Consider the following 25,291-nt stretch of genomic DNA (forward strand, 5'->3'; position numbering starts at 1 on the left):
CGGGCGAATCCGTCCGGGATCGGGGACATGGGGACGGGAGCCTTCATGGTGTCGGTGGGAGAGCGACTGAGCAGGGCGCGGGAGCGGACCTTCGTCGGCCGGGACGAGGAGCTCGGACGGTTCGGGGAGGCATTGGCCGGGGATCCGCAGGCGCCGTTCGCCTTCTACTTCTACGGGCCGGGCGGCATCGGGAAGTCGACCCTGCTGCGGTCCCTCGTGGACCAGGCCCGTGCGGCCGGCCGGCTGCTCCTCGAACTGGACGGCCGCTTCGTCAGCCGGGACCCCGTCGACTTCGAGCGCGCGGCCGGTCCTTTCCTGGACGTCGACGGCACGGTCCTGTTCGTCGACTCCTTCGAGCACTGCCAGTGGCTGGAGAGCTGGCTGTGGCAGCGCTTTCTGCCCCGCGCGGCGTCAGGCGCCCTGGTGGTCCTGGCGGGCCGGCTCGCGCCGCAGCCGCAGTGGACCGCCGATCCCGCCTGGGGCGGGATCCTGAACGTCCGTGAACTGGAGCCGTTCTCCGATGAACAGGCCCGCGGCCTGCTGGCCGCGGCCCGGCTCAGGCCCGAGTTGCAGGACCGCGTGCTGCGCTTCGCCGGCGGCAATCCACTGGCCCTGTCGCTCGCTGCGGCTGCGGGAGCCGAGGGCTGGAGCCGGGAGGAGATCTGGGCGCCGTCGGCCGACGTCCTGCGCACCTTGCTGGCGGGGCTGATCGGGGACGTACCGACAGCGTCCCACCGCCGCGCCCTGGAAGTCGCGGCACAGGCCCATTCGACGTCCGAGGAACTGCTCGCCGCGGTGCTGCCCGACGAGGACGTCCATCCGCTGTTCGCCTGGCTGAGGGACCTGCCGTTCGTGGAGTCCACCTCCCATGGGCTCCATCCGCACGACGCCGCCCGCGAGACGCTGGCCGCCGACCTGCGCTGGCGCGCCCCCAACGCCTTCCTGACGATGCGCCGGCGCCTCGCGGACGAGTATCTGCGCCTGCTGCGCGAGGCGCCCGAGGAGCGGGTGTGGACCGTCACCGACGAACTCTTCTACCTCTTCCGGGAGGGCCGGACCCTGGCGCGCCTGCGCACATGGTCCCGCGAGGACGAACTGCACGACTGCCCCCTGCAGCCCGAGGACATCGACGCCGTCCTGCGCATGGCCGAGGAGACCGAGGGGCCCGCCTCCGCGGATCTGGTCCGCTACTGGGTGCGGCGCCAGCCCCAGGCCTTCAGCGTCTACCGCCGGGTGAGCACGGGCGAGACCGTGGCGTTCACGGCCCGGCTCGCCCTGCCCGCTCCTGCCGACCCCCAGGACGTGACCACCGATCCCGTCGTCGCCGCGGCATGGGAACACACCGACGCCACCGCACCGTTGAGCCCCGGCGAGCACATCGGCGTCAGCCGATTCTCGGTCTACCCGGGGCGGTACCAGGTCCCCTCGCGCGTCATCGACCTCAGCAGCTCCCGTGCCCAGGCGGAGGCCGCTCGCGCCCGCGGTCGCGCCTACGGCTTCGCGGTCTTCCGGGACGCCGAGACCTGGGCCGAGCGCGTCAAGGGCACCCTGGTCGACACCGGCGCGCGACCGCGGGTCGGCGAGCACACCTACGGGCTGTTCGGCGTCGACTGGCGTCAGGTGCCCGTCGAGACCTGGCTCGGCCGCTTCATCGCGGCTCCCGACACCCCTGCCGAGCCCGGGCCGTCGGCCGTCTCGCGTACGGAGTTCGACCAGGCCGTGCGCGAGGCCCTGGCGCACTGGCGTGACGCCGCAACGTTCGCCGCCTGCGCCCTGATGCGCGCCCGCCTCGCGGCCGACCTCACCGACCCCGTCGAGGAGATGCGCACCCTGCTGCGCCGGGCCGTCGACGACCTCGCCCGCGACCCGCGGGGCGTGCGCGCCCGCGACGCCCTGACGGCCAGTCACTTCTCCGGAGCACCCACGCAGGAGGCCGCCGCCCGCCGCCTCGGCCTTCCGTACGGCACCTACCGGCGCCATCTGCGTCAGGGGCTGGACCTGCTGTGCGAAGCCCTGTGGGAGCAGGAGTTGCACGGAAAGGGATGGGACGGGACGCGCGGCTGAAGGCGGAGAGGGTTGCTCTCCCGAGCCCTCCGGCGGCCGGCGGTTCCGCCGGAGGCTGCCGTGCCGGCCGTCACCGCTTCCTTTCGGCCGCGAGTGAACGGGTGTGGACAGGGCTGGACAGTCCCCGGCCCCGTACGGCCTGGAAAGTGGACACCGATCGAACCGAGTCTGTGCGCCATGAACCTCCCACGTACGCAGAAGGCCAGGACGGCGCCGCGATCCCCCGGACCGGGAATCGTGCTCGCTGCGCTCGCCGCGGGCCAGTTCATCGTCATGCTCGCCACATCGATCGTGAACGTGGCGCTGCCTCAGATCCGTGAGGGCGTGGGCCTGTCGGAGAGCGGAACCACGTGGGTGGTCAACGCCTACAGCCTGGCGTTCGGAGCCCTGCTCCTGGCGGGAGGGCGAGCGGCCGACCTCCTCGGCCGACGCCGGGTGCTGGTCACCGGCCTCGCGCTGTTCGCGGGTTCCTCGCTGGCCGCGGGACTGGCCACCTCCTCCGGCGCGCTGATCACGGCCCGCGCCGTCCAGGGTCTGGCCGCGGCCGCCATCGCCCCGGCCTCGCTCGCCCTGGCGATGGGCCTCTACCCGTCGGGCCCGGGGCGCGGCAAGGCTCTTGGGGTGTGGGGCGCGGTCACCGCCGCGGGAGGAGCGGGAGGCGTTCTGCTGGGAGGTGTGGTCACCCAGACAGGGGGCTGGCCCTGGATCTTCCACTCCGTCGCCCTGGGGACGGCCCTGGTGCTGGTCGCCGTGGCGGTGCTCGTACCGCGGGTCTCCGGCCGGCAGACCGGGCAGTTCGACCTGCTGGGCACGGCCACCGTCACTCTCGCCCTCACCTGCCTCGTCTGGGGGCTGACCACCGCGGGGAGCGCAGGCTGGACGGACGCCCGGGTGCTGGGCGCCCTCGTCGGCGCTGTCGCGCTGCTCGGGGCCTTCATCGTGATCGAGCGTCGCCGGCCGAACGCGCTGATACCGCCGCGGCTGTTCAGCACCGGCCGGGTGGCGGGCGGCAATGTGCTGATGGCGCTGCTGGGGTCCGTATGGATCGCCCTGTTCGTCTTCCTGTCGCTCTACCAGCAACTGGTCCTCGGAATGGACCCCTTGTGGACCGGCGCGGGCCAACTCCCGTTCGCCGCGGCGAACATGCTCGGCGCGATGTCCGCGCCGCGGATCGCCCGGCGCATCGGTGCCACCGCGACCGTGACCGCGGCTCTGGTCACCGAGGCCGGCGGACTGCTGTGGCTGTCGCGGATGAGCGCGGACGGGAGCTATCTCGCCGACGTCCTCGGTCCGAGCCTTCTCCTCGGCCTCGGACTCAGCATCGCCTTCGTCCAGCTGACCGCACTCGCCGTGGACGGCGTACCGCCCGAGGACGCGGGCCTGGCCGGCGGGCTGGTGAACACCACCCGCCAGGTCGGCGGTGTGATCGGCCTCGCCGTCCTGGCCACCGTGGCCGGCTCCGTCACCGCCCAGGCGTCCGCGCACGAATCCCATCTGGAGGCTCTGACCTCGGGCTACCGCGCCGCCTTCACGGTCTCGGCCGCGATCGTGGCCGTGGGCGCGCTCATCGCCCTGCCGCTCACCCGCCGAGCCGGCCGTGGTCGCGGCGAACTCCCGCCCACCGGCGATGCGTTCACGAAGCCGTCCCATCGGGGCCGGCCGCCGGACCGGGCCTCCGCCGGCTGACCCGGCGCCTGACCACCTGCCCCACCCCGACCACCTGATCCTGCTGCCCGAGGCGGCCACGGCCCGTCGCCGAGCGCCCCAACGGCCCCAGGGGGCCAACGGCAGACCCCGATGGCCGAGCGGACAAGCCCGGCCTTCCACCTCACGACGACCACCCGACCACGACCACGCCCATGACCCCGACACGACCACGACCACCGACGACACCCAAGGACGCACCATGACCAGCAAGCCCTACCTCACCGGCCACTACACCCCCGTCACCGACGAGATCACCGCCACGGAACTGACCGTCGAAGGCGCCCTGCCCCCCGAGCTGGACGGCCGGCTGATCCGCAACGGCCACAACCCCAAGCCCGGCGTCACCCCGACCCACTGGTTCAAGGGCAGCGGCATGGTCCACGGCATCCGCCTCCGCCAGGGCCGCGCCGAGTGGTACCGCAACCGCTGGGTGCACACCCCCGCCCTCGAGGGTGCCCCCTACATGACCGAGCACGGGCCCGACCTGACCGCCAGCGCCGCCGGTACCCACGTCGTCGAGCACGCCGGACGGCTGCTCGCGCTGTGCGAGGCGAACTTCCCCTTCGAGCTCACCCGCGAGCTGGAGACGATCGGCGCGCACGACTTCAACGGCAAGCTGCGCACCGCCATGACCGCACACCCCAAAGAGGACCCGGTGACGGGGGAACTTCACTTCTTCGGGTCCTCGCCGTTCCCCCCGTTCCTCGTGTACCACGTCGCCGATGCCAAGGGTGAGATCGTCCACAGCGCCGAGATCCCCGGAGCGACGGCCTCGCTCAAGCACGACTTCGCCATCACCCGCGGCCACGTGGTCTTCATCGAGGGCAACGTCACCTTCGATCCCGACGAGCACTCCAGCATCCCCTACAGCTGGAGTGACCGGCAGCCCGCCCGCATCGGCGTCATGCCCCGCGGAGCCGACGGCGCCCGGCACATCCGCTGGTTCTCCATCGAGCCGGGGAACATGCTGCACGTCGCCAACGCCTACGAGGACGGCCAGGGCCGTATCGTCCTCGAAGGCCCCACCGTGGACCGGGAGGGATTCCGGCTGTCCTGGAACTGGTGGGTCGGCGCGCCCGGACGCGGCGCCGAGCCCAACGCCCGTTCCTACACCCGCCGTTGGGTGATCGACATGGCCGCCGGCACTGCCGACGAGCAGATCATCGACGACCTCCCGGTGGAGTTCCCGACCCTCAACGAGGACTACCTGGGCGCCGAGAACCGCTACCAGTACGCGGTGTCCTTCCCCGACCACGAGGGCTTCGGCGGCTACGGGCTGGTCAAGTACGACCGCACGACCGGTGCCCGCCGCATCCGCCAGATCGGCGACGCCCGCCTCCCCAGCGAGGCGGTGTTCGTGCCCGCGTCGGGCGCGACCGGCGAGGACGACGGCTATCTGCTCACCGTGGTCTCCGACCTCAAGCAGGACGCCTCGCAGCTGCTCGTCCTGGACGCGTCCGGCCTCTCGCGGATCGCCACCGTCCACCTGCCTCGCCGGGTGCCCGGCGGGATCCACGGCTCCTGGATCCCTGACAGCGCCCTGGACGGCAGCGAGGGCTGACGACCGTCCGCATCAGCAAGCGGTGGGCGGCACCGGCCCGCACGGCCGTGCCGCCCACCTCTCACCGTCCGTAACCCCCGTTCGCCCCTTGCCTGTTCGAGGGGCCCGCCGGAAGGAACACCGTGCAGCACACCGACATCACCTCCGCCCTCACCGACCTGCTCTTCACTCCCGGACTCGACCTGAACGAAGCCGCCGACCGGCACTTCGCCCCCGACTACCGCCAGCGCACCGACGGCAGTTGGGACGACCGCACCGCGTGGCTCGACCACATGGCCCACCTCCGTAGGGTGGTCGCGGACGGCTCGGTCCGCGTCCACGAAGAACTCGTCAACGGACGTCTCTACGCCGACCGCCACACCGTCGACGTCACCAAGACCGACGGAACCACCGTCAGCATGGAGGTGTACCTCTTCGGCGAGTTCGCCCCCGACGGTCGCTTCCGGCGCATCGAGGAGACCACCCTCATGCTCGCGGGCGCCGCCGCTGACCGGAATCTCGGCAGCGCCCGCTGAACTCCGGTACGGCCCGGCCGGATTCGCCTCCACTCCGAGGCTGCCGTCAGCTTCCGACGCGCTCCGGCCGGGCCGCCACCGGTCAAGCCGCGCCCGGTCAAGGGCAGGCCCTAGTCCTGGAACGAGCCGTCCATGCGGCGGCGGTGGCTGCGCAGCACGTGCTTGCACTGCGGGCAGTGCCGCAGGAATCCGCGCTTCACCAGGAAGGCGAGCCCGAACGTGCACAGGTACACGGCTCCCAGGAACCAGCCCTGCAGCATCCGGGCCACACCGGCCTTCGTACACGTCCTGCAGTCGCGACAACCGTTCGCCATGAGTCCCCCTCGATGGTGCGAGATCCGTTCGTTCCCCCTGCCGAGCAGTCTTCCCGGCACAGGCCGCGCGCCGCACTGGCGCCACCACCCGGATCAGGGGTGGAGCCTGCTACACCCGGGAGGCGCCCGGCGCGGTCTCTGCCGCCGTCACTGCGGAAGCGACCAGTCCTTGCCGCAGAAGACCTGACTGATGGCGTTCATCGCCGCGACGACGGACGGTGTCGCCAAGGGCGGATCGAGAAGCTGGGCGTTCGCGGAGATCGTGACGCCGGCCCCGGTACGGCGGTCGGCGAAGCTGAGGGTGTTGAAGCCCGGGATGCTCCCGGTGTGGCCCCAGGCGTCGGCGGAGCACGGCATCTGTGCGTGCTCGAGCCCGAGACCGTACCGCGGATAGGCCGCGTTGCCCGTGTCGACCGATTCCGTCATCACCTCTCGCAGGTGCCGTGGCAGCAACCGGCCGTCCCACAGGGCCCGTTGGAGCCGGTTGAGGTCGGCGGTGGTGGAGACCAGCCCGTACGAGGACCAGGCGAAGGACGGGTCGAGGGCGGTGAGTTCGTGCGGCGGCTCCGTCGCGGGCTCGTCCGCGGTGCGGTAGTACCCCGAGGCGTGCGGACCGCCGAACGAGGGGGTGTGCCCGGGAAGGAAGGTGTCCGTCATGCCGGCCCGGTCGATGACGTCGTCCCGCAGCAGACCGGCCAGCTCGCGGCCCGTCGCCTTCTCCACGATCAGACCCAGCATGATGTAGTTGGTGTTGGAGTAAAAGAACTTCTCCCCAGGTGCCGCCACGGGAGGATGGGCCGTCGCGATACGGATCAACTCCTCTGGCTGATACGGGTGTTGGGCGTACGCGCGCGGATCGGCGAACGCGGCGTCCGTGGCGTAGTCGTACAGGCCGCTGGAGTGGTTCAGCATCTGGCGGACGGTGATCCGCTCCGCGTCAGGGACCACGACGCCCGGGAGCCGAGCGGCCAGGTTGTCGTCGAGCGAGAGCACGCCACGGTCCACGAGTCGCAGGACCTGCACCGCCAGCAGCTCCTTCGTCACGCTGCCGGCCCGGAAGCGCCCGTCGGCGCGCAGCGGTGCGCCGCTGACGAGGTCGGCGACCCCGGCTGTCACGGTCCATGTCCGGCCGCCCTGGGTGACGCGTGCCGTTGCGCCCGGCACACCGGAGGCCACCATGGCGTCCATCGCGGCCTCGACTTCCGCGCGGATCCCGGTGGGTATGCCCTGCCCCTGGCCTGAAGGGACCGGGGTGCGCACCGCGCCGGCCTGGGCGGACGGCCCGAGTGCCAGGCAACTCGCCGTGGTGACCGCAACGGCCGCCGCCTGCATCCATCTCCTGTGCATCACTGCTCCAGTCGTCGTCGTGAGGTGATGGGAACAGCCTTCTGGATGCGGGCCCGCCTGCACGTCGCCCCGTACGTTGATCTACGTCTGCGCATGGAGGCTGAACCGCACGGCCCGGCCTACCTCCACAGGCTGACCTTCGGACTGCCGGTGGGATCACACCGGGCCGACCTGCCGGCCCCTTCGCGGCTCCCCGGCCATCCCGGGGACTGGTGCGGGCCGTTGGGCCGGGACGCGCGTTGCGGGAACGACCGATAGATTGCGATCACATCCCGTTGGAGGACCGACCCGGACCTACGCGTAAGGAAGCCCGCATGGCCTCGATCCACCACACCACCATGAAGCCCACCAAGCTGGAACTGCTGACCGGCTGGCTGCCGCAGCAGAGCTGGTACGTGGGCCACGCCGAGACGCCGGAACTGGTCAAGGCCGGCGGGTTCCGGCTGGACGATCCCGAGGGCGCGGTAGGGATCGAGTTCATGGTCGTCGTGGACGAGGCCGCGCAGGAGCCGGTGGCGTATCTGGTGCCGCTGGCCTACCGCGGTGCTGCGCTGGAGGGCGCACCGCGCGAGGCGCTCATCGGCACCTCCGAACACGGAGTGCTCGGCACCAGGTGGATCTACGACGGCGTCCACGACCCGGTGGTGTCGGCGCAGCTTCGCGCTCTGCTGCGCGGCGAGGCGGTGCCTCAGCATCAGAACACGAGCGACACCCCTGACCCGACCGTCACCGTGCACGGATCAGGCCCTGGCGACGGGCTCGACGTCGAGGTCAACCGTGTCCTGCGCCCCGTGGAGACGGCGCCGAGGTCGTCCGGACGTCTCGTCGCCGGGTGGACCTGGCCCGACGGAACGTCGGCGCGCGGGGTGCTCGCGGTGGTCGCCCCGCGCTGACAGGTGGTGGCCGCCGCAGACGGAAATTCCGATACATAGGACACACTCGGCCTGTCCGGCGTGCCCGATCGCGGGACCTCGGCGGCCGGACGGACGGGCGACGGACGGACGACGGACGGACGGACGGACACCTCAACGCGACCTTGCCCCGGCCGTTACGCGTTCGTGAGCTGCGGCTCTCAGGATGAGGCCATGCTCGGTAACCGCGTCCGCCTCGCCACCGCCGTGATCTGCCTCGGCGTGACCGCCCCGCTCGTCGCGGCCTGCTCGGCGGACGGCGGGAAAGCGGCGCACTCGACGTCCTGCCCTTCCCCGTCGAAGCGGGCCGACAAGACGCTGAACAGGGGCGATGTCAATGGCGACGGCCATGTCGACGTGGTCGTCAACGGCTGGTACAAGGTGCCCGTGAACCCGGGCCTGGAGTGGAACCGGAACCGCTTCGTCGCCCTCGCCACCCCGGACGGGCTCGAACCGGAGGCAGCGTTCCGCCTGGGGGAGCGCCTGCCCAAGCTCGACCAACGGATCTCCAGCGGGCCGGTGGGCCACGATCAGTCGCACCTGTTCACCGGAGACCTGGACGACGACGGCTACGCCGACGTCATCGCCGGCGACCCGGACTTCGGTTCCCACGGGAAGATCGATCCCCGGCAGCGCATCCTCTGGGGCGGCCCCGATGGCCCGTGCGGCACCACCAAGCTGCCCACCGGCATCCCGGAGGCCACCCACACCGGTGATTTCGACGGCGACGGCGCTCTGGACCTGCTGACGCTCGCGAGGCCGAGCTCCGCCCAGCCCCCCGACCGGCCGCAGCGCGCCACCGTTCTGTACGGCCCGCTCAGCCACGACGGCGCGACGCCGCGCACCAGGAGGACCATCGACGTCGGCCACGACGGCTGGGTGTCGGTGCGGCACACGGTCGTCGGTGACTTCGACGGTGACGGCCGCGACGACCTGGTGACCAAGGGCGAGTACGGCGAGGAGGACTCGCGCCTGGAGAACGGCGTGCCGAAGGACGCCCCCGACGCCACCTTCTACCGGGGAACGCCCGGAGGACTGAAGCCTGCCGGGACCGTACCCGGCATCACGGGTTCGGCCGGCGCCCTCCCCCTCGCCGCGGGGGACTTCGACGGCGACGACCGGCAGGACATCCTGGCCCGCGCCCAGGACGACGGCCAGGACGAGGGCCGGGCCCTGGTCGTCCACGGCAGCAGCGAGGGCCCCGGCCGAGGAAAGCCCGGGGCCGGCGACCTCGGCACGCTGAAAGGGGGCCTCGATGCCGCGGTCGGCGACACCAACGGTGACGGCTACGACGACATCGCGACCCGGTCCCGCGGCGAGGGCCGCCGTTACGACCGCGTGGTGGTGGCGCTCGGCGGCAAGGACGGGCTCAGCGCGACCCGGACCGTCACGATCGGCCACAGCGCGCTCGACCCTGACGGTTCGGCCCGGCGCCCCGCGTGGGACGACGACTTCTTCGGCTGGGACCTGCAGTTCGCCGACGTCGATGCCGACGACCGTGACGACGTGCTCATCAGCACGTACGGCTCCTCCGAGCCGCGCAAGGACGCGGGCTACTGGATCCTGCGCGGAACGGCGGACGGCCCTTCGACGACGGACGCCCGCTTCGTCAAGACCAAGGGTTTCGGCAGGAGTTGAGCCGTTGAGCCGCCCGGCCGCGGACGCCTCCCGGGAGCGCCTTCCGCCACCGGCGCGGGCCGGAGCGCGCCGATGGCGGATCGTGGGCCGGCATCTCTCGTTCAGCTGCGGGTCGGCTCGGACTCCGCGGCCGCTTCCCTGAGCGCCCGGCGGCACGCCTGGATCGCGGGGTGTTGGCTGCGGCCGCGGCGCACCGCCGTGAAGATGCGGCGTGTCCGGTGGCCGGCCGGGAGCGGGCGCAGGGCGACGGTCGTGGGCTGCCCCTTCCACATGAGGCCGGGAAGCAGGGCGGCGGCGTGGCCTTGCTCGACCAGGCGGAGAGTGATCAGCAGGTCGGTGGTTTCGAATCGTATGTCGGGTTCGAAACCCGCGCTGCGACACAGCGTCATGCCCCAGTTCCGGGCAGCGGTTCCCTCGGGTTCCATGGTCCAGGGATGGTCGGCGAGGGAGCGCAGGGAGGCCGTCGGACTGCTGCCGGCGGCATGGCCCGCCGAGGCGGGCAGGGCGAGGTGGAGGGGGTCGTCGAGCAGGTCTTCCTGTTCGAGTTCGGCGAGCCGCGGGTTGGGGTTGCCCGGGTACTCCTCGACGATCGCCAGATCGAAGTCGCGGGCCTGAAGTGCCAGCATGGCCGCTTCCGGTGCCATCTGCGTGATGTGGATCCGCAGGCCCGGGTGGAGTCCGCGCAGCAGATTCAGCGCACTGGGCACCAGGGTCAGTGCCGCCGTCTGGAAACACGCGATGCGCAGGGTACCCGTCAACTCCGTCAGGGAGGTCGCCAGGTCGGCCTCGGCGCGCTCCAGACGTTCCAGTACTCGCTCGGTGTGGGCGACGAGGATCTCGGCCTGATCGGTCAGCCTCACGCGCCGCCCCACCGGTTCCAGCAGCTGCACGCCGACCTCGGCCTCCAGTTGGGAGAGCTGCTGGGAGACGGATGAGGGGCTGTACGAGAGGGCTGCGGCGACCGACGCCAGGGTGCCGCGGTGCTTGAGCTCGCGCAGCAGGCGCAGCCGGTGCAGGTCGAATATCACTGCGGTGCTCTCCTCGACGTCGTGACGGCTCTTCGATTCATCGGAATCCCTGATGAATATAGGCCGGAAACATGTGCTGGACGGAACGGAGGTGCGAGCCGCAGGCTGGCTGCACGTCGGCGATCTCCCGCGGTCACCCCTGCCGGACGACCGTGGACACAGCCAACACCCCACCGTTCACGACGACTTATGGAAGCCAGAGCATGCCCCCCACCCCCCACCGGAGCACTGCCGACAGCGACCGGCTGCGGCAGTCCCGCCATCCGGCGACCGCGTCACGCCCCCCGCGCTCGCGGCGCGGCTCCTCCCGGCGATCCGTACGTGCCGGCGCGCTGGCCGCCGCCGGCCTCGTCCTCGGGGCCGGTCTCACCGCCTGTGACAGCGGTACCGACGACACGTCCTACGGCCGCGGACAGATCGAGAAGGAGGAAGGGATCGTGGTGTCCTCGGACTTCACGGAGCAGCAGCCGTCCTGGAGACCCTGCCCCGCTGCCTCCGTGCTCCAGGGCGCTGACGCGGGCAAGCCGAAGCCACTCCCGGACGGCTCACGGTGGGAGTGCGCCGACATGAAGGTGCCGCTCGACTGGTCGAAGCAGGACGGCAAGAAGATCGACATCGCCCTCATCCGCGTCAAGGCCAAGGACACGAAGCGGCGTCTGGGGTCGCTGGTCTTCAACTTCGGCGGTCCCGGGGGTTCCGGTGTGACCGGCCTGCCCGGCTCGGCCGCCAGTGACTACGCCACGCTCCACACCCGCTACGACCTCGTCAGTTTCGACCCGCGCGGCGTCGGTGAGAGCCAGGGCGTGCGCTGCCTGGACGACAAGGCCACCGAGGCGGCCGACGCCATCGACGCCACCCCGGACACCCCCGCCGAGGTGAGGCGGTCCGAGGCGTTCGGACGGAGGGGCAACGCCGCGTGCGAGAAGAACTCCGGCGCCGTCCTGCCGCACGTGGACACGGAGAGCGCCGCGCGCGACATGGACCTGCTCCGTCACGTCCTCGGCGACAAGAAGCTGAACTACTTCGGCATCTCGTACGGCACCCAACTCGGTGGCGTGTACGCCCACCTCTTCCCCGAGCGCGTCGGCAAGGCCGTCTTCGATGCCGTCGTCGACCCCACCAGCGATCCCGCGGACAACGCCGTCGGCCAGGCCAAGGGCTTCGACCTGGCCCTCACCAACTTCCTGACCCTGTGCGCGGAGCGGAGCGGCCGGAAGTGCCCGACGGGACCGGACCCCGAGCAGGGCAAGGAGCGCATCGTCGCCCTGCTCGAGAAGCTGGACCGGCGACCGTTGCCCACGAAGGACGGACGCAAGGTCAATGAGAGCGTCGCGGTCAGCGGCATGGCCCAGGCGCTGTACGCGAAGGAGCTGTGGGACCCGCTCGCCCGCGGACTGGCGGAGGCCATGTCGGCAGGGTCGGGCGACACGCTCCTCAAGCTGTCCGACCTGATGGCCGATCGGGACGAGCAGGGCCGCTACAGCAATGCGAACGACGCCAACACGGCCATCACCTGCGCGGACCAGAAGCAGCGGTACACGGTCGAGGACGTCCAGGACCGGCTCCCGGCACTGCGCAAGATCTCCCCGGTGTTCGGTGCGTTCACCGGGTGGCAGATGCTGTCCTGCACCGACTGGCCCGTCGATGGCACCAGCGATCAGACGGTCGCGGCGCCCGGTTCCGCGCCGATCCTCGTCATCGGCACCACAGGCGACCCGGCGACCCCGTACGCGGGCGCGAAGCGTATGGCCGACCGCCTCGGCAAGGGCGTGGCCGTCAACATCACCAACAAGGGTGAAGGTCACGGCTCCTACGGCGTCGGCACGTGCGTGACCAAGGCGGTCGACGCCTACCTGCTGAACGGCAAGGTTCCGTCCGACGGTCTGGTCTGCTCCTCCTGACGCATCATCGCGACCGGCCGGCGCCCCCATTCCGTCCCCCGCCGGAGGTCCGAGACGTCAGGGGACCCCGTCGCGGCGCAGCTCTTCCCCCGCTGCGCCGCGACGGCCCCTCCCCCGTAGGTCCACTCCGGTGGCAGCCCGCCACCGGACTCCCCCGTACGCCCTTCGACGAAATCGGTCTCATCCATGCACTGGTACATCGAATCCCCAGCCCCGGCCACAGCTCCCGCCTGATCAGCTGCCGCCCCCCATCTCTGTGCCCGTCCGCAAGACCTGTGAAAGGAATACTCGTGGTGAAGTCCCGCATCACTTCCCTCCTCTCCGGAGCCGTGCTCGCCGGGGGCGTTGCCCTGGCGATGGCGGGCGGAGGAACGGCTTCGGCCGCCCCGTCGCCTGGCCCGGGCGGTGAGATCAGCACGGTCGAGATCTGCTCGCCGCTCGATCCCGACCCCGACTGCAACTGTGACGACCTCGAGTGGACCGGGTACTGCTACATCGAGGAGCACCCCGGCGCAGCCACCGAGGCCGCCGGCGCGAACAGGGGGCACCGGGCCCACCCGTAACGACACACGCTGACGAGCCGCCGCGTACGCGGCGACCGCGGCGCCGGCAGCACAAGCCCCCGGGCGTCTTCGCCCGGGGGCCTTGCCATGCGAGTCTCGCAAAGCCGACGTTCTATCCGAGGAGGCGAGCGGCCAGGCTCTCCCGTGCCTGGCGTGAGGTGAGCCCGAGGTGGTGCAGAGCTTCCTGACCCGGGCCCCGGCGCCTGCCGTTGAGCATCGCGAGGAACAGGTGCTCGGGCTGCATGTCGTGTCCGGCCCCGCGGGCAAGTTCGGCAGCGTACTCCCGCGCCTCTCCGGCTTCGATGCTGAAGGGAGGGAAGGCGCCGGGCTGGACCCGAAACGACCGCCAGGGCTTGGTGTCCCAGCACTGCTCCACGGCAGAGCGCACCGCGGACACACTCACCCCGAACCCCTTCAGCGCCGCTGCCACCGCCCCGTCAGGCTCGTCCAGGATGCCGAGGAGCAGATGCCCGGTGTCGGTCTCCCGATGGGACCGGCTCTCCGCTTCCGCTTCTGCGCGGTCGAGTGCCAGGGCCAGACGGCCCGCCACGCGTGACGTCTCATCGGGCTGGTGCACCGGGTCTTCGACACGCAGGACCGCGACGCCCTCACGTCGCCATGCGTCGGCGTCACCGGTCCGGACGATGTGCGGCCCCTCGGCGAACGGGTCGCCGAGGATTCCGGCCAGACGGATGAGCCCCGGCCCGTCCCCGTCGGTCACGGCGGCGTAGACGGTGTACGTCCACCCGCGGTCGGCAGCGTATCGGGCTGTCCAGGCCAGGAGTTCGTCGACGTCGACGTCCTCCATCACCTCGTACTCATGTGCCGTGACGGCGGGCACGTCCCAGAAGTACACCCGGTAGCGGGCGAAGTCCTGTTCCCAGACGGTGTCCCGGGGGTCGATTCCACGCAGGTTCATGAGATGAATCCCAATGCTGAGGCCCTTGGACAGGGGGTGCCTGACACCGTCGCTGCCGACGCGACGCACCTCCATCCAAACGCCGTCACACACCCGCGGCAGCGCGCCGGACCCGAGTTGAGTAGTGAGTCCCGGAACGTGAGTCGATCATGTCGCCATCTTGCGGAACCGAGCCCCCGACCGCCCACGGACGAGTCGGCCCGGTTCGGTATGAGCAGGCCGTACTCGCCCCTCCGGACATGCCCGGAGCCGAACGAGGCGGCCGATTCCGGTCCGTCGTACGAGATGAGGACGTGTGTTGCCGAAGTCCGCCCGCCCGGAGGCCCAGGACACCGAGAGCGGGAGTCCCTACCGGTCCCTTGTACGCGAGCTGGGCAAGCCGCTGGCGAAGTCCGTGCTGGCCGTCACGGTGGCCACGGCCATGGCCGCTCTCTTCCACGCGAGCATCATCGACTTCGTCACCCATCCGGCACTGCGATCGCTCTCCTGTGAGGTGGAGTTCACCCACCTCGCCCGGGCGACGACGGGCACGAACTGCGCCAACATCGTGGTGATGGACCGGCTCGGCCCGGTCACACTCGTATGGAAGGTCTCGCTCGCGGTCGGCGTGGTCCTCGCGTCCCCGGTCTGGCTCTACCAGCTCTGGGCCTGCCTCGCCCCCGGTCTGCACCGCAAGGAGAAGGAGTACGCGCTCACGTTCGCGAGCGCGGGGTCCGTTCTGTTGCTGATCGGCGGCTGCGTCACCTACCTGCTGCTGCCGAACGTCGCCCCCGTCCTCTACGAGTCCACCCCGGACGGCATCCACAACCTGCTGCCGCTGGAATCGGTGCTCGACCTCGTGGGGATCATGGTCGCCGTGCTCGGACTCGCCCTCGAGCTGCCGCTGTTGCTGGTGATGCTCAACTCCGGCGGGGTGGTCACCGGCCGGCGCATGCTGGGCTGGTGGCCTGGCATGGTCATGGGAGCCCTGGTCTTCTCCACGGTCGTCAGCCCCGGCACCGACCCGGTGCCGATCGTCGCGGTCGCCGCCTGTCTCGCCGCGTTGTACTACGCGGCCGTCGGGACCGCGCTGCTGCGCGACCGGCGCGAGGCCCGGGCGATGCACGCTCCGGGCAGTGGTTTCGGGAATTCCCGGCCGACGCCGGACTGGTAAGCCTGTGCGCGGACCGCGGACCGCTGCACCTGAGTACGGCATGGTTCTGTTCTCAGAGTTTCCCGGAGTTCCCGGCCCGGAGTTCCCGGAGTTCCCGGAGTTCCCGGAGTTCCCGGAGTTCCCGGAGTTCCCGGAGTTCCCGGAGTTCCCGGAAATTCTCAGAAGGGCAGACTCTCGTGGCGCAGAAGGAGATGGAACAGGCCACCCGCCACTGCCAGAAAGAGTCCGATCGGCGCTGCGGGAATGTCCGGCTTGCGCCGCACGATGAGACACCACAGAGCCATCAGGATCAACGGAGCCCACCCGGCGAAATACACCAGCCAGGCCTTCTCGGCGAGCCGGTCGCCTTCGTCCCCACCGCGTCTGCTCGCCACGATGAAGACGACGCCCGAGACGAACACGAACAAGGCGGGAGACGCCCAGAGATTGTCGTACGCCGACTGAGCCCTGGACTTCTTCGGCTTCGTCTGCTGCTGCAATGCCTTTCCCTTACGTGGTGTGTGCCTGACGGTGATGAATCTCCGTCAGGCACGGTCGTTCCGCGGCGATGGGACGTGACTCCAGTGACGCCGATTTCCCCGTGCGTGAGCAGCTTCTGCTCAGTCGTGCCCGTGGGCTACTCAGCCGGAGCCGCCCGGAAGGCGTCACCGGCAGCGGGGCGGCCACCACCGAGTACAACGGCTCGGCGAAAGCCGAACCATAGGTGAACGGCGCACTCAGGACGACCGGGGCCGAGAGCGATGACCACTCGGGCCGCCGCCGCGACGCAGAAGGTTCTCGACGAGGGCCTCGCCGACGCCGTCTCACTGGGCGCCCCGACGCAGAACTCGGAGGCGCGCGGCCCACCCGGCCCGGACAATGGCGCGCATGGTCGTCTTCCGCTGCCGCCGCTGCCACGGCGATGTCACCGCACCCGTACGAGAGGTACCGCTGCCCGACCCGGACATCGCCCCGGCGCCGTACACCGTGCCGACGGGCGAGGAGTGCCCGCCGCGGATGCGTCCGGGCACCTTCGCCTACGACCCGCCGGAGGCCGCGGAGCGCGTCCACCGGCCGCAGTTCGCGGGTGCGGCCCTGGGCCTCCGCCGGGCAGGACTGAGCGGCATCGTCCTGGGGCGGGCCGACGTCCGCGGCGTCGAACTCACCTCGCTGCGCGGACGGCGGAGCGGCTGCTGCGGCATGGACGGCTTCGACGGCCCGAACCTGGTGTGCGGCGGCTGCGCCGCCGAGGTGGCCACCGAGCGTACGGACTGCTGGACCCCGCGATAGATCGTGCTGGTCCCCGCCGCGGTGGAGGCCGTCGATGCCGGCCGCGCGTGAGCGCCGCTGGAACACCGCATCGATCCGTTTGCCGCGCGTCCAGGAGGACCACGGCGCTCGCCCGAGCACGTCCCCCGAGATTGAGGGCGCCAGCCGTCACAGACCCGCGAGCAGGCCCTCGAGCGGCGCGGGAGCGCGGTCGGGGTCCAGGGCCTCGACGAGGACCCGGCCGTAGCGGATCTTGCGCCCCTTCTTCGTGCCGAGGAAGCGCCGCAGTTGCTGCTGCGCCGTGCGGCCCTGCTGTGCGGGCTGGCGCAGGAAAGTCTGCAAGGCACGCAAGTCGCCCTCCGCCTGGACGAGTTCCTCCACGCGCGTCACGCCGAGCGCGCGGATGAGCTCGTCCTCCAGGTCGGCCGCGCAGACGAAGATCCCTTGCTGTGCCGCACCGGCCCGCTCCCAGCCGCGCGCGTAATAGTGGCGCTCCGCCTCGTCGCACAGGCCCGTGAGGCGCAGGCCCAGACCGGGCGGCCCGACGAGGTGGGCGAAGCGCCCGACGCTCATCGCACCGCCCATCGGCAGGACGCAGACTCCTTCGGCCGCCAGATCCCGGCCGCGGCTCTCGGCCAGCGCACTGACCGCGGCGACGTCGCTCGGCCCTTCGAGCAGGACGACGGCCCGGACGCGCAGCCGCTCGGCCAGCTCGCGCGCGGGGTCGCCGGGTCCACCCGCCGCCCAAGCGGTGACCGCCTCCCGGAACGCCCCCATGTCAGTCATGACAGGAGTCTCCGCTCTTTCGGGCCACCGCGGTAGGCAATTTCCGCCGACGCGCCGACGAGCGGTGGGGGGGCTCGCACCCGGCGGCCGACGTGGCTCGGTGCCCGGGGCGGGCGACGGCGAGCATCCGTCCTGTTCCTGCGAGAGGTCCGGGGCCATGTTCCGCTGTGCTTCGACCTCGGCGCGGAGCAGGCGCATCCACAGAGCATGGAATGGCTTGAATACCCAGGCTCGCAACATCAACGCCGCCGTCCATCACCCCGGTCGACGGTGGCCAGGCGCTCCACAGCCGCTTCGACCGTTGTGTTCAACTGTGCAGAGAAAGGTGGCGACTTGGGCCTGCCGTGGATCGCGGGGGCGCGTTGCCGGAAACGGTCGAGAAGGGCGAGGTGCCGTGGCACAGACCATGCCGTCGGGACCGCGGGCGGAAGAACGGCGTGCTGCCCCGCGGACGAACAGCAAGGGCGGCTTGGCCCGTTCGTCGCTGCTGATGGCACTCGGCACGGTGGCGTCCCGGGCGACGGGGCTGATCCGGCAGATGCTGCAGGCCGCCGCACTGGGAACGGGACTGCTGGCCAGTACGTACAACACGGCCAACACGGTGCCGACGAGCCTGTTCACGCTGCTCATCGGGGGCGCCCTCAACGCGGTGCTGGTGCCGCAGTTGGTGAGAGCGCGGACGACGCAGCCCGACGGCGGACGGGCCTACGAGCAACGGTTGGTCACGCTCGTGGTGTGCGTCCTGGCCGTGGGGACGGCCTTGGCGGTCTGGGCCGCACCGCAGATCGTGAGCCTGTACATGCGCGACACCCCGAACGCACATGAGGCATTCACGCTGACGGTGACCTTCGCCCGGTACCTGCTGGCGCAGATCTTCTTCTACGGTGTGTTCAGCATCTACGGGCAAGTCCTCAACGCCCGCGAGAAGTTCGGCGCGATGATGTGGACTCCCGTGCTCAACAACCTCGTGCTGATCAGCATGTTCGGCGCCTATCTCACGCTGATGACCGTCCCCGTCCGGGTGGAGGACGTCACCGCGGTCCAGGTCCGGCTGCTGGGCATCGGGACGACCGCAGGCATCGCCCTGCAAGCGCTGGCGCTGATCCCCTTCGCCCGAGCGGCGGGATTCCGTTTCCGCCCGCGGTTCGACTGGCGAGGCACCGGTCTGGGCAGGAGCGTCCACGCGGCGAAGTGGACCCTGCTGTTCGTCCTGGCCAATCAGGTCGCGCTGACGGTGGTGACCAACTACGCCAACGCCGCCGATCAGGAACTCCCCCGGGCCGGCGCCGGCTATACCGCGTACACCTACGCACAGACCATCTGGATGCTCCCGCAGTCCATCGTGACCGTGTCCGTCGTGACCGCGCTGCTGCCGCGAATGAGCCGTGCCGCAGCGGAAGGCCGCATCCCGGACCTCCGCGCGGACATCTCCCGGGCCTTGCGCGTCAGCGGCGTCGTCATCGTTCCCGCCGCGTTCCTCTTCCTCGCGCTGGGGCCGCAGATCTCGACGCTCCTGTTCGCTCATGGGGCGGCGGATGCCGCGACGGTCCGTCCGCTGGGGTACATGCTCCAGGCGTTCGGGCTCGGGCTCATTCCGTTCTCCGCCCAGTACTTGCTGTTGCGTGGCTTCTACGCGTTCGAGGACACGCGCACGCCGTTCCTCATGGCCTCCTGGATCGCGGGCGTGAACATCGCTCTGGCCACGGTCTGCCATCTGATGCTGCCCGCACGCTGGGCGGTGGTCGCCATGGCAGGCGCCTACACCCTCTCCTACCTGGCCGGTCTCGCACTGACGGCCCGTCTGCTGCGCCGGCGGCTCGACGGCCGCATCGATGACGGAGGCCTGGTCCGCACCTACGCCACATTGCTGACCTCCGCCGGCCTGGCCGCGGGACTGGGCTGGACAGCCGCCCGTGCATGCGCCGGACCGGGCAGCGGGACGTGGCCCACCGCGGGGGCGCTGACAGCGGGGACGCTCACCATGGCACTGGCCTATCTCCTGCTCGCTCGGCTGATGAAGGTCACCGAGTTGCGCCGCCTGCCAGGGATGCGCTGAGTCCGAGCGGTCACACGTGCGGCGCGTCCCGGATGCCTCAGCACGAGAGCGTCCGGCCATCGCCGTGACCGGTCCGTGGGCTACGACAAGCCGGGACCGGAGACAGGCCGGACGTCCTCCCCCGCATGACGTGCCGTGGCCACGATCTCCTGAAGGCTCGTCAAGTGCCGTTCCAGTGTGGCGAGTCCGCCGTCCGTGAGGTTGATCCAGGTCCGGGGCGCTTGCCGACGTAGCCGCGTCTGACGTCGGCGTACCCGCGGTCCTCGAGCTTGCCGATCTGTTTGGACAGGGCCGAGGCGGAGACCGCGACGGTGCTGCGGACGAAGGCGAACTCCGCCCAGCGCGCCGAGGACAGGACGGACACGACCGCCAGCCGCGTCGGATCCAGCAATAACGGCTCGGGAGACACCCCGCTCACAGCACCGTCCGCTGCCGGGTACGGGCCGGCAGCCACATGCGCATCCGTCGCTGCAGCGGACTCAGCGCGGTGAAGAGCGCGAGCCAGGGCAGACCGTTCACGTCGCCCGCCGAGCCCGGCTCCGACTTGCCGTCCCGAGCGGGCAACCTTCGGCGGACCACCCACGTCTTGCCTGGTGCTGCGGGGTGCGGCGCCTGCTGCCGCTGCGCCCGCGGCGGTGATCATCCCCGTCGGGCGGGGTACGTGGGAGGGCGAGCCAGGGATGCGACTGGAGAGAGTCGGGCGGCGCTACGGACTGCGCGGGCCGTGGGTACTGCGCGACGTCGACGTCGACATACCGCAACGCTCGTTGCTCCGCGTGACCGGCGCCAACGGCAGCGGCAAGTCCACCCTGCTGCGACTGCTGGCCGGCATCGACGCCCCCAGCACCGGCCGTGTGACCGGACGCCCGCCCACCGCCTACGTGCCTGAACGCTTCCCGTCCACCCTGCCGTTCACCGCCGTCGGCTACCTCACCCACCTCGGGTGCGTCCACGGCCTGCGGCGCGACGCATCGGCCCGCCGCGCCGAGGAGCTGCTGGAGCGTTTCGGTGCGGGCGCCTACGTCCGTACGCCCATACCCGAGTTGTCAAAGGGATCGACGCAGAAGGTCGCCGTCGCCCAGGCCCTGATGGCCGAGCCCGATCTGCTGGTGCTGGACGAGGCGTGGACCGGTCTGGACCGTTTCGCCCGCAGCGCCCTCGATCGCGCCGTCGCGGAACGGGTGGCCGGGGGCGGCACCGTTGTGTTCGTGGACCACGACCCCCAGCGTCTGGCGGGCGCGGCGGACGTCGAGTTCCGGATCAGGGACTCCCGGCTGGAATGCGCTCCGGTCGCGCGCCCCACGAACGGTTCCGGCGGCGGACCGCGCGTCCGCGTGGAGGTGGAGGGAGTTCCCGGCCTCTGGACACCGGACGGCCTCCCCGGCTCGCCCGTCGTCGAGCAGGGAACCGAGGGCCGTACGATCCTGCTGACCGTCCCCGCCGCCCATTCCGACGGGCTGCTCCGCGCGCTCCTCGGCGCGTCCCCGCCCTGGCATGTGCTCTCCGTGACCAGGACGGACGATGTGACGCGGCCCGGGACCGAGACGCCGCCCGAGGGCTCGTCCGAGGGCTCATCCGAGGGCTTGTCGGACGGCTCGTACGACGGCTCGTCCCAGGGTTCGCACGACGACTCGTACGCGGGCGGGACCGACGACGCGGTCACCTTGGACCTGGGGACGTACGGCATCGGGGCGTACGAGGCCGGGAGGACCTGCGCGGTCGGGACGTACGACGCCGGGACCGACGAGCCCGCGTACGGGGAGCCTCCCCGCGACGGAGCCGAGAGCAAGGACCCCCTCCGGTGATACCGCTGCTGCGCTACCAGCTGGACCTGCTGCTGCGATCGCAGCGCTGGCTGCCGCCGTTCCTGCTCTACGCCGCGTTCGTCCTCATCGGTGTCCGGAGCGGTGAGCCGATCCTCGACAGCCTTGGCTACGCATCCGCCGCGCTCCTGCCCACCGCGATCTGGATGGTCCGTGCCTGCGTCTCCAACGAGGCACCGGCCGCGCGCCATTGCACGACGGCTGCTACCGGTCCGGCACGGGTGCACCTCGCCAAGGTGCTCACCGCCATGCTGGCCACCGGAGCGCTCGGCGTGCTCGGTACGGCTGTCGTCGCCTTCGTCTCCGACCCGCACAGTGCCGGCCATCGCACAGCCGTCCCCGTACTGCCCGCGGCCGGTGCGGGGCTGCTCACCGCGCTGTCCTGCGTTCTGCTGGGCATCGCGGCCGGGGCCCTGTGCGCCTGGCCGGTGATGCGCAGCAGCGGCTGGGGGATCTCGATCGGTGCGTTCGCGGCACTGCTGCTGCTCGTGGTGGGGGCGTCGCCCGCGAACGCCGCGGTGTCCGGCATGGTGACGGGCTCCCCGACGGGTGTGATCCACGTGCCCTGGCTGCCCTTCGCGGGCGCTGCGCTGCTGGCGGCCGCGGCCACCGCGGCGTCGTGCGGGCTCAGTTCGCGCCGCACCTGAGCGGCTTCCCGGCCCCGACGTTAATCGCGGTCCGTTCACCGCTGAGTACGTGCGTACCTGTCCGTGAGTAGCCGTTACGCATGGCACGTCCGCATGGGGACGGGCAGGGCTACGAACCGGCGGCCGTCACTTCGCAGAATGGGCACCCGAAACGACAGGGCCGGTCAATCCGCCCGAGGAGAAAACGAGTCGGTGGCCATTCCCCTGGCGAACATGTCCCGCAACGCACGCCGGTTGGCGACACCGAGTTTCTTGTAGATGCGGTACAGGTGGTTCTCCACGGTTCTCACCGAGAGGGAGGCTCGCTCGGCGATCTCATGGCTCTTGTGACCGCCGGCGGCGAGCAGGGCGATCTCTCGTTCCCTGTGCGTGAGCGCCTCGTGTTCCTCGACGGCGTGCATCAGAAACGTCGGGGCACCCTTGTGGTGCACACGCGTCGCGGCACAGCGGCGTGCCGCGGCGGTGGCGCGCCGTGGGTCGTCCGCCGCCCGGTGGAGGCGCGAGACCGATGCCCAGGCTTCGGCCGCGTACAGGGGCGCTCCCGACTCTTCCCAGCGCTGGGCACAGGTGTTCACGCGTTCGGCCGAACCTGCCGCCATGGCGTGGGCGAAGTCGATCCCCAAACGGTCGAGTTCTCCTTGCAGTTCGTGGGTCCACGGTCCGCACATACGGACGGCCAGGTCGGCGCGTCCGACGCGCGTCAGAGCGTGGACGACACGGGCGAGGGAAGCGTGCGCCCCTCTGCGGAGTGCAGCGTTCCCCGCAAGGCGGAGCAGGTTGACCGCTGCCTCCATGCGTCCTTGATACATCTCATGCGTCGCCAGGGCGATATCGATTTCCGCGATGTCGTGAGGACTGCTCCTGACGAAAGGACTGAGCCGCGCAACCGCACGGTCGACGGCTTGGACGTCTCCCAGATGAACCGCCGTGATCACCGCTCCGCAGCGCGCCAGTTGCTGCACGATGATGATGTCGTCCCGCGCGCTTGCCGTGCTGTAGATGCGGTGGGCCTCGCCGATCTCCCCTTGTTCGAAGAGAAGATGAGCCAGCATGACTCCCGCTCGGTTGGCGACCATCGTGTTTCTGTTCATGGATGCGTGCAGAACATGCTCGCGCAGTTGTTCCACGGCCGTCTCCCGATCACCGGTCAGGCCCCGGGCGTACGCGAGGAGTGCCGGGATGTTCGCCACGTCGTACTCGGGAATGTCCGCCTGATCGAGTCCGCTCATGGCGCGGGTGAGAGCGGGTTCCAGACTCAGGCAGTCCTGTGGTCTCCCCAGGTGCAGCAGCGCGGCCAAGGCCACAGCGCCCGCCATGGCTGCACGGCGGGGATCCCGCCCCTCGAGCAGGGGCCGGACGGTCTTGAGGCCCGTCTCCCAGTCACCGTTCACGAGTGCGACGACGGCCGTGTCCAGTTCGGTGCGTTCCGCTGTCGGTGCGGCGCCTGTCCGTGTTCCGGAGCCGAATCGGGTGATCCGGCTGCGGTGGACCGTGTCGTTCGCCTCGGCGACGTGACTGCCTCCCTGCGCCGCGGTCAGACACTGTGCGAGTTCCGTGATCTGTCCGTGCCGGCCCTGGTGCAGGAGGACCTTGCTCAGCAGCAGGCCGGCAGCCGGTGAGCGATGAACGCGCCACGCGGTGTCGGCCAGGCGCTGCGCCGTCGCCCAGTCGTGCGTCCACCAGGCTTGCCGGGCAGCGTGGAGGAGAGCCCCCTCGGATACGGCCTCCCCGACGTGCAGGCGCCACGTGACGAGTTGGACGACGCGGCGTGGGGCAGTCGGCTCGGCGCGTTCGAACGTGCCGATCAGCTGTGTGAGAAGACGCCGTCTGCGCAGTCGAGGGATGAGCTGAACCACGACGTTGCGCATCAGAAGGTCCGGAACCGAAAGATCGGTGTGAGCCCGCCGGTCGTCCACCTCGACGAGGCCACGGCTTTCGAGCGCCTCCCAGTCGGCAGCCGCCGCCCACTGACCCACGACGCTCCAGGAGGCCGTCTCCGCCAGGCAGAGAAGTTCCAGGGCACCGCGCTGGTCGTCGGTGAGGCCGCGAAGGCGCGGAAGGACCAGGTCGTGCAGCCGTCCTGGAATGTCGGGCAGGCGCTGGTCCACCCAGAGCCCGTTCTGCTGCGTCAGCGCCTTCTGTTCCGCGGTTGCGTGGAGCAGCTCGCGGAGGAGCACCAGATTGCCCTGCGCGAGCATGGCGAATCGCGATGCGGTGGTGAACTCCACGGGACCCGCGAGCATGGCATCGCAGACCGCACCGATCTTCCCGGCGGGCAAAGGCGGAACCGTCACCCGCGGCAGCCAGCCGTCTTTCCACAGCGCCCGGATCTCCTCGGGTACCGGAGCGTCCTGAGGAAGACCGACAAGGAGGTGGCACACCCTTTTCCGTGCAAGATGCAGAAGGAGACCGGCCGTGGTGCGATCAACCAGGTGGGCGTCGTCGATGCACACGACGACGGGCGACTTCTGATGCGCGTACGACAGGGTTTCAGCTGCCTTTGCGGGCGAGGACGGAAGGTCCAGGCCCGCGGAGCCCATGGCCGTGGCCAGGACTTCGAGCGGCAGTTGCCGCATCGCGTCGCTGGGTTGAGCCACCACCGGGGTCCAGCCTCGCTGTTCGGCAGTCTCGACGACGTGCTGGAGAATGCGCGTCTTACCCGTCCCTGGCGCTCCCAGGACAACGGCTCCGCCTGCGCCCGGAACTCTGGACAAGGCCGTTTCGACGGCGGCCAGGACGTCGCCGCGCCCGATGAGACGGGAGCCATGGAGGGTCGGGAGCACTTCGGCCCGTTCCGTGCGCCCCCCGCCGGAAGTAATCATCGCTGTTCGACCCACATCATGGTGACCCGGCCGTCCAACCGCCTGAGGCAGCAGGGGAAACCCCGTCGCTGCCGGGCGCTCAGAGCCGGCGCGTTGTTCTCGGGCGGCCCTGAGCGAACGACCCTTTCGACCATCGTGGCCACAAGGTCAACAGATGAGAAGAGTAGAAATCACTCAACACCGAAGGCCGACATACTCACCACGGTCACGCCACGCGCTGCAGATGGCGGGCTCATCAGGGACAGGTCCATGAGGCAGAAGGCGCGTCATTCCCACGCTCGGACGGCA

General features: G+C 70.7%; 22 protein-coding genes. 13 read left to right on the forward strand and 9 right to left on the reverse strand.

Features of this window, described 5'->3' with window-relative positions; all coding sequences use genetic code 11:
- Positions 1-27: 27 nt before the first annotated feature.
- The 4 genes from ABZ822_RS28520 to ABZ822_RS28535 all read left to right on the forward strand — a co-directional run bounded on the left by ABZ822_RS28520 (position 28) and on the right by ABZ822_RS28535 (position 5,847).
- Positions 28-2,064, forward strand: a complete 2,037-nt coding sequence (locus ABZ822_RS28520; RefSeq protein ID WP_360860416.1) for an ATP-binding protein — start codon at positions 28-30, stop codon at positions 2,062-2,064.
- Positions 2,065-2,241: 177 nt separating this feature from the next.
- Positions 2,242-3,750, forward strand: coding sequence for an MFS transporter (locus ABZ822_RS28525; protein WP_360860419.1), 1,509 nt, complete (start codon positions 2,242-2,244; stop codon positions 3,748-3,750).
- Between the two features lie 220 nt (positions 3,751-3,970).
- Positions 3,971-5,332, forward strand: coding sequence for a carotenoid oxygenase family protein (locus tag ABZ822_RS28530; RefSeq protein WP_360860422.1), 1,362 nt, complete (start codon positions 3,971-3,973; stop codon positions 5,330-5,332).
- A 122-nt stretch (positions 5,333-5,454) separates the two neighbouring features.
- Positions 5,455-5,847 carry a nuclear transport factor 2 family protein gene (locus ABZ822_RS28535; protein WP_360860425.1) on the forward strand — a complete coding sequence of 131 codons (393 nt, stop codon included), beginning with the start codon at positions 5,455-5,457 and terminating at the stop codon, positions 5,845-5,847.
- A 110-nt stretch (positions 5,848-5,957) separates the two neighbouring features.
- On the opposite strand, the gene ABZ822_RS28540 is transcribed toward ABZ822_RS28535, so the two are convergent.
- Both ABZ822_RS28540 and ABZ822_RS28545 read right to left on the reverse strand, forming a co-directional pair.
- Positions 5,958-6,116 carry a hypothetical protein gene (locus ABZ822_RS28540; RefSeq protein WP_360860428.1) on the reverse strand — a complete coding sequence of 53 codons (159 nt, stop codon included), beginning with the start codon at positions 6,114-6,116 and terminating at the stop codon, positions 5,958-5,960.
- A 192-nt stretch (positions 6,117-6,308) separates the two neighbouring features.
- A complete protein-coding gene (locus ABZ822_RS28545) occupies positions 6,309-7,508 on the reverse strand; it encodes a serine hydrolase domain-containing protein (RefSeq protein ID WP_360860431.1) in 1,200 nt (399 codons plus the stop codon).
- A 314-nt stretch (positions 7,509-7,822) separates the two neighbouring features.
- On the opposite strand from ABZ822_RS28545, the gene ABZ822_RS28550 reads away from it, so the two are divergent.
- Together ABZ822_RS28550 and ABZ822_RS28555 are read left to right on the forward strand one after the other, a co-directional pair.
- Positions 7,823-8,401, forward strand: a complete 579-nt coding sequence (locus tag ABZ822_RS28550; protein WP_360860433.1) for a 1,4-alpha-glucan branching protein — start codon at positions 7,823-7,825, stop codon at positions 8,399-8,401.
- Between the two features lie 192 nt (positions 8,402-8,593).
- Positions 8,594-10,057, forward strand: coding sequence for a VCBS repeat-containing protein (locus ABZ822_RS28555; RefSeq protein WP_360860436.1), 1,464 nt, complete (start codon positions 8,594-8,596; stop codon positions 10,055-10,057).
- 101 nt (positions 10,058-10,158) lie between these two features.
- Here the strand turns inward: ABZ822_RS28555 and ABZ822_RS28560 are convergent, their stop codons facing one another.
- A complete protein-coding gene (locus ABZ822_RS28560) occupies positions 10,159-11,082 on the reverse strand; it encodes a LysR family transcriptional regulator (RefSeq protein ID WP_360860502.1) in 924 nt (307 codons plus the stop codon).
- A gap of 206 nt (positions 11,083-11,288) precedes the next feature.
- On the opposite strand from ABZ822_RS28560, the gene ABZ822_RS28565 reads away from it, so the two are divergent.
- Positions 11,289-12,986, forward strand: a complete 1,698-nt coding sequence (locus ABZ822_RS28565) for an alpha/beta hydrolase (protein ID WP_360860439.1) — start codon at positions 11,289-11,291, stop codon at positions 12,984-12,986.
- Between the two features lie 290 nt (positions 12,987-13,276).
- A complete protein-coding gene (locus ABZ822_RS28570; RefSeq protein WP_360860442.1) occupies positions 13,277-13,549 on the forward strand; it encodes a hypothetical protein in 273 nt (90 codons plus the stop codon).
- Between the two features lie 112 nt (positions 13,550-13,661).
- Here ABZ822_RS28570 and ABZ822_RS28575 read toward each other — a convergent pair whose 3' ends face one another.
- Positions 13,662-14,468, reverse strand: a complete 807-nt coding sequence (locus ABZ822_RS28575) for a Clp protease N-terminal domain-containing protein (protein WP_360860445.1) — start codon at positions 14,466-14,468, stop codon at positions 13,662-13,664.
- 298 nt (positions 14,469-14,766) lie between these two features.
- On the opposite strand from ABZ822_RS28575, the gene ABZ822_RS28580 reads away from it, so the two are divergent.
- The gene (locus ABZ822_RS28580) at positions 14,767-15,621 is read left to right on the forward strand and encodes a twin-arginine translocase subunit TatC (protein ID WP_360860448.1); all 855 of its coding nucleotides are present in this window, start codon (positions 14,767-14,769) and stop codon (positions 15,619-15,621) included.
- Positions 15,622-15,779: 158 nt separating this feature from the next.
- Here the strand turns inward: ABZ822_RS28580 and ABZ822_RS28585 are convergent, their stop codons facing one another.
- Entirely contained in the window at positions 15,780-16,100 is a 321-nt protein-coding gene (locus ABZ822_RS28585; RefSeq protein ID WP_360860451.1) for a hypothetical protein, read from the reverse strand.
- A gap of 388 nt (positions 16,101-16,488) precedes the next feature.
- On the opposite strand from ABZ822_RS28585, the gene ABZ822_RS28590 reads away from it, so the two are divergent.
- Complete coding sequence (locus tag ABZ822_RS28590; RefSeq protein WP_360860453.1) at positions 16,489-16,890, forward strand: hypothetical protein; 402 nt, start codon at positions 16,489-16,491, stop codon at positions 16,888-16,890.
- Positions 16,891-17,037: 147 nt separating this feature from the next.
- Here the strand turns inward: ABZ822_RS28590 and ABZ822_RS28595 are convergent, their stop codons facing one another.
- Positions 17,038-17,655, reverse strand: coding sequence for a TOPRIM nucleotidyl transferase/hydrolase domain-containing protein (locus ABZ822_RS28595; RefSeq protein ID WP_360860456.1), 618 nt, complete (start codon positions 17,653-17,655; stop codon positions 17,038-17,040).
- Positions 17,656-18,061: 406 nt separating this feature from the next.
- Here ABZ822_RS28595 and murJ point away from each other — a divergent pair, with 406 nt between their 5' ends.
- Positions 18,062-19,711: a murein biosynthesis integral membrane protein MurJ gene (murJ, locus tag ABZ822_RS28600; protein WP_360860505.1), complete on the forward strand. Its 1,650-nt coding sequence runs from the start codon at positions 18,062-18,064 to the stop codon at positions 19,709-19,711.
- Positions 19,712-19,871: 160 nt separating this feature from the next.
- Here murJ and ABZ822_RS28605 read toward each other — a convergent pair whose 3' ends face one another.
- Positions 19,872-20,102 carry a transcriptional regulator gene (locus tag ABZ822_RS28605; RefSeq protein WP_360860459.1) on the reverse strand — a complete coding sequence of 77 codons (231 nt, stop codon included), beginning with the start codon at positions 20,100-20,102 and terminating at the stop codon, positions 19,872-19,874.
- A 23-nt stretch (positions 20,103-20,125) separates the two neighbouring features.
- Complete coding sequence (locus tag ABZ822_RS28610) at positions 20,126-20,275, reverse strand: hypothetical protein (RefSeq protein ID WP_360860462.1); 150 nt, start codon at positions 20,273-20,275, stop codon at positions 20,126-20,128.
- A 116-nt stretch (positions 20,276-20,391) separates the two neighbouring features.
- Between ABZ822_RS28610 and ABZ822_RS28615 the strand changes: the two genes are divergently transcribed.
- Both ABZ822_RS28615 and ABZ822_RS28620 read left to right on the forward strand, forming a co-directional pair.
- Positions 20,392-21,516: an ATP-binding cassette domain-containing protein gene (locus tag ABZ822_RS28615; RefSeq protein WP_360860465.1), complete on the forward strand. Its 1,125-nt coding sequence runs from the start codon at positions 20,392-20,394 to the stop codon at positions 21,514-21,516.
- Positions 21,513-22,181 carry an ABC transporter gene (locus ABZ822_RS28620; protein WP_360860468.1) on the forward strand — a complete coding sequence of 223 codons (669 nt, stop codon included), beginning with the start codon at positions 21,513-21,515 and terminating at the stop codon, positions 22,179-22,181. The genes ABZ822_RS28615 and ABZ822_RS28620 overlap by 4 nt, the downstream gene beginning before the upstream one ends.
- 164 nt (positions 22,182-22,345) lie before the next feature.
- Here ABZ822_RS28620 and ABZ822_RS28625 read toward each other — a convergent pair whose 3' ends face one another.
- Positions 22,346-24,964 carry a LuxR family transcriptional regulator gene (locus ABZ822_RS28625; RefSeq protein WP_360860470.1) on the reverse strand — a complete coding sequence of 873 codons (2,619 nt, stop codon included), beginning with the start codon at positions 24,962-24,964 and terminating at the stop codon, positions 22,346-22,348.
- Positions 24,965-25,291 lie beyond the last annotated feature (327 nt).

It is taken from the genome of Streptomyces sp. NPDC047108 (genome assembly GCF_040643575.1).
Taxonomy (GTDB): domain Bacteria; phylum Actinomycetota; class Actinomycetes; order Streptomycetales; family Streptomycetaceae; genus Streptomyces.

Coding starts and splice junctions, on each gene's coding strand:
- ABZ822_RS28530 (WP_360860422.1), top strand. CDS start 3,971: ATGACCAGCAAGCCCTACCTCACCGGCCACTACACCCCCGTCACCGAC.
- ABZ822_RS28565 (WP_360860439.1), top strand. CDS start 11,289: ATGCCCCCCACCCCCCACCGGAGCACTGCCGACAGCGACCGGCTGCGG.
- ABZ822_RS28545 (WP_360860431.1), bottom strand. CDS start 7,508: ATGCACAGGAGATGGATGCAGGCGGCGGCCGTTGCGGTCACCACGGCG.
- ABZ822_RS28525 (WP_360860419.1), top strand. CDS start 2,242: ATGAACCTCCCACGTACGCAGAAGGCCAGGACGGCGCCGCGATCCCCC.
- ABZ822_RS28615 (WP_360860465.1), top strand. CDS start 20,392: ATGCGACTGGAGAGAGTCGGGCGGCGCTACGGACTGCGCGGGCCGTGG.
- ABZ822_RS28555 (WP_360860436.1), top strand. CDS start 8,594: ATGCTCGGTAACCGCGTCCGCCTCGCCACCGCCGTGATCTGCCTCGGC.
- ABZ822_RS28590 (WP_360860453.1), top strand. CDS start 16,489: ATGGTCGTCTTCCGCTGCCGCCGCTGCCACGGCGATGTCACCGCACCC.
- ABZ822_RS28575 (WP_360860445.1), bottom strand. CDS start 14,468: ATGAACCTGCGTGGAATCGACCCCCGGGACACCGTCTGGGAACAGGAC.
- murJ (WP_360860505.1), top strand. CDS start 18,062: ATGCCGTCGGGACCGCGGGCGGAAGAACGGCGTGCTGCCCCGCGGACG.
- ABZ822_RS28550 (WP_360860433.1), top strand. CDS start 7,823: ATGGCCTCGATCCACCACACCACCATGAAGCCCACCAAGCTGGAACTG.
- ABZ822_RS28520 (WP_360860416.1), top strand. CDS start 28: ATGGGGACGGGAGCCTTCATGGTGTCGGTGGGAGAGCGACTGAGCAGG.
- ABZ822_RS28595 (WP_360860456.1), bottom strand. CDS start 17,655: ATGACTGACATGGGGGCGTTCCGGGAGGCGGTCACCGCTTGGGCGGCG.